Below are 2,432 nucleotides of genomic sequence, written 5' to 3'. Positions count from 1 at the left end.
GACTCTTGCTGGAAATTAGAGGGCAAACGTCCCTTCTTTTTTATATGACGGAATACTTCTGGTTTTTAGAAGTGCCCATCAGAAGGTCATACTCTTTTTTGGTCATACCTGATTTTTGATAGATATTTTTGTAGCGTTGTTCTTCTTTTCGTTTTTTATCTTCTCTGCTCCTATCCGACTTACTAGATTTATTGGCCGTATTGGTAGCTTTTTTGGGAGTAGGGGCTGCATTTACTGATATAGTAGTAGAGCTATTTGAACTTGTCCAACTAGGGGCATAGCTTGGATAGGTTACAGGAACTGATGGAACATAGGTTTGAATATAGCTACTTCCTTGTCCTTGGCTGTAATTGAAGGCAGGAGCTGAAAAGGTTCTGTTAGGAACTGAATAGGTGATTCCATGTCTAGTGTTTGCGTTCGATTTGCTAGTGCTAGGGGCAAGTGGTCGCTTGACGGGTCTGCTTGGTCTCGGTTTTGAAGTATCAGTACTTGGTTTAGGGAGTGGTCGCTTAACAGGATTAGTCGGTTCCTGTTTTGAAGTATCAGTACTTGGCTTAGGAAGTGGCTGCTTAACAGGACTAGTCGGTTTCTCTTTTGAAACGTCAGTACTTGGTTTTGGTAGCAGAGGTTCTTTACTTGGTTTTGTAGGTTGAGTTACAGATGGGGTTTTATAAAGAACTTGATGTAAAAAGACAACTGGTGCTTTAGGGGCTGTTGGTTTGATAGCTGTAACCGTTAGTGGTGGGAGATCTGGAATAACCTTTAGTTCTGGTTTTTTAGGTTGGACTGGTTGACTGACTGTGGCATAGGCTGGCTCTTTAGGTTGGAGTGGTTTCTTAGGAGCTTCTAGCTTTTTGGTGAGGATCTCTGGTTTAAGCGGAGCGATTGGTGGATTGCCCGGTTTTTCCTGCTGGATTAGCCCACTCGCCTTGATGTCCGCATTGACAGTAAACCATTGGCGGGACCGATCTCTTAGTCTGCTTGGATTAGCGGATTTTTGAATATCATTGGGGTTGTAGCGGATTCCGAAGGTAAAGGAGATCTCCCCACCTGTCGCAAGCGCAACACCTGCCCCGTAGTATTCATTGGAATGGCCGTCTTGATCCCACTCAGAGCGGTCAAATTTAGAACCGTCGGCCTTGGAATTATTACTTCCTCTAGCAGCTACATAGCCATTTTCGCCGCTGACGGAAGAGCCTGTAATGGGAATGAAGCTAAGATTAGCGTCCAATTGAACAAATTCCTGCTCTCCAAATTCAAAACTATTGTTGCGGGAGGCGAAGGATAAGAGGGCAGTCTTGTCTTTATCAAAGACGACGGGTGAACCATCCTCAAAAAAATAGGTCATGGTTTGACGGATGGCAAAGTCAACCTGTCCTTGATTATTACCATGAGTTCCTACATAGATCGTTTTAGTAGGATCAGTGTAGATAAAGGCAGTGGCTTTTCCATCTTCCGCAAAGGTTGATAGCAACTCATAGGTATAATCTAAACGAGTAATTTTTTGGCCCTTATAAGATGTATTGGCAAGATTGGTATAACTCACTCGAATTGGTTGATTCTTTTCAAGAATTAGACCATAACCATCCCCACTTCCAGCTGGTGTTCCGGAACCAACTCCTTTGAAAAGAGTAGCTTGGCTGGTTAAAGGGAGTTTGCCAATGGTTCCCGCAACCCCGTCAAGACCTGAACCAAAATCATGACTAGAGGCAATGAAGGAAGAAACACCTTCAAAACGAACACTGGCATTGGGTTCCGATTTTGCAATGAGGTATTGGGCGTAAACTTGGCTGAGAAAACCATCTTTTTGGCTATCTGCTTGAGCTTTAGTAAGAGCTACTTGATAGGCTTTTTCAGCTTCTTGGTAGAGGCTTCGTTCTTTTTCGTACTGGGTTTGTTTTTCTTGGAAATTCTTCTGAGCCTGCTCTTGTTCCGTTTTTTCCTTTTGATAGCTTTCTTCCTTGACTTGATAGTCTGCCAACTCTTTTTCAAACTTTGCCAGCTCAGTTTGATAGTTTTCTTTTAGTTGCTTGTTGAGCTCTTCTTGTTGTTGATAGTTTTTAAGATCTGTTTGGTACTGAGCCTGTTCCTTTTCATAGGTGGCCAGTTCCTGTTGATACTGCGCCTGCGCAGCGGCTACTTCTTTTTTGCGCTTGGCTTCAGCCTCTTGGTACTGGTTAATCTCCTTAAGGGCGGCTTCATAGCTAGCTAAGTCTTTCGCATATTGGTCTTTTTCAAATGTGTGTTGCTGGGTCGCTTCTTGCAGTTCCTTAGTTTGTTGCTGGTAGGCTTGATTTTGGTCGCTTTCGGTGGAGACCGTTTGGGGGTCCTCCTGAACGAGAATAATCCCTTCATTTTTAGGGCACCTCTAAAAACTCATACTTATTGTCGCCTTATTTCAAATAAGTAGGTATTCCTATTTGGTAGTGCGG

General features: G+C 43.4%; 1 protein-coding gene. It reads right to left on the bottom strand.

Annotation, left to right across the window (positions count from 1 at the left end):
• Window positions 1-40: 40 nt before the first annotated feature.
• Window positions 41-1,981 (bottom strand): GbpC/Spa domain-containing protein, encoded by a 1,941-nt coding sequence (locus N4310_RS08190; protein WP_262092786.1) that lies wholly within the window; start codon window positions 1,979-1,981, stop codon window positions 41-43.
• Window positions 1,982-2,432: the final 451 nt, after the last annotated feature.

The sequence above is a fragment of the Streptococcus danieliae genome, from assembly GCF_025447695.1.
GTDB classification, from domain to species: Bacteria; Bacillota; Bacilli; order Lactobacillales; family Streptococcaceae; genus Streptococcus; species Streptococcus danieliae.
The sequence above is the reverse complement of the archived record's forward strand: the minus strand, read 5'-3'. Positions and strand labels throughout refer to the sequence as shown.